Here is a 619-nt window from a genome sequence, read left to right as displayed (position 1 = left end):
GGCCGCGATGCGGGCGGAGACGCGCGCGGCATCCTCCCCCAGCGCCAGCGCCGCGAGCTGCCCGTAGAAGGCGACCGGCAGGTCGGCGCCGGCGGCGAAGCGCGAGCGCGCGCCCGTGGTGTCGCCGCGGGCGGCCAGCGCGCGCCCTTCCCAATAGGCGCTGCGCGCGCGGGTGATGACGGACCGGCTGCCTTCGCCCACGGCTACGAAATGCCGCTGCGCCGAGGCCGGGTCGTTCAGCCGCCGCAGCGCGATGAAGCCGGCGAGGAATTCCCCTTCCTGACGCGACTCCCCCGGTGTCGCCTGGCCATGGGCGGCGGCGACGCGATAGGCATCGCGTTCCTGGCCCAGCCGCAGCAGCTTGCGGGAGAGCACCTGGCGTTCCGCCCAGACGGTGCGCGCCGCATCGCCCGACAGGCCCTGCTGGAGCCGCTCCGCGGCCGCCCAGATCGCCGCGGCCTCGGCATCCCGGTCGCGGCGGCGGAGCAGCCGCGCCTGTTCGTAGGCGACGCCGATATCCGGTGCGCGCGTCGCGAGCCCCGCCTCGTCGTCCCGCATCAGGGCAAGGCGGAGATCGGCCGCGCTGCGCCGCGCGCCGGACAGGCGCTGCGCCGCGCGC

The 619-nt window shown here is 77.1% G+C and carries 1 pseudogene; it reads right to left on the bottom strand.

Going from position 1 to position 619, the window contains the following annotated elements:
* Positions 1-619, bottom strand: a pseudogene (locus HW577_RS26130) (lytic transglycosylase domain-containing protein); the annotation flags it as partial.

Source organism: Neoroseomonas rubea (assembly GCF_016106015.1).
Lineage (GTDB): Bacteria > Pseudomonadota > Alphaproteobacteria > Acetobacterales > Acetobacteraceae > Neoroseomonas > Neoroseomonas rubea.
This window is presented reverse-complemented; position numbering and strand designations above follow the sequence as displayed.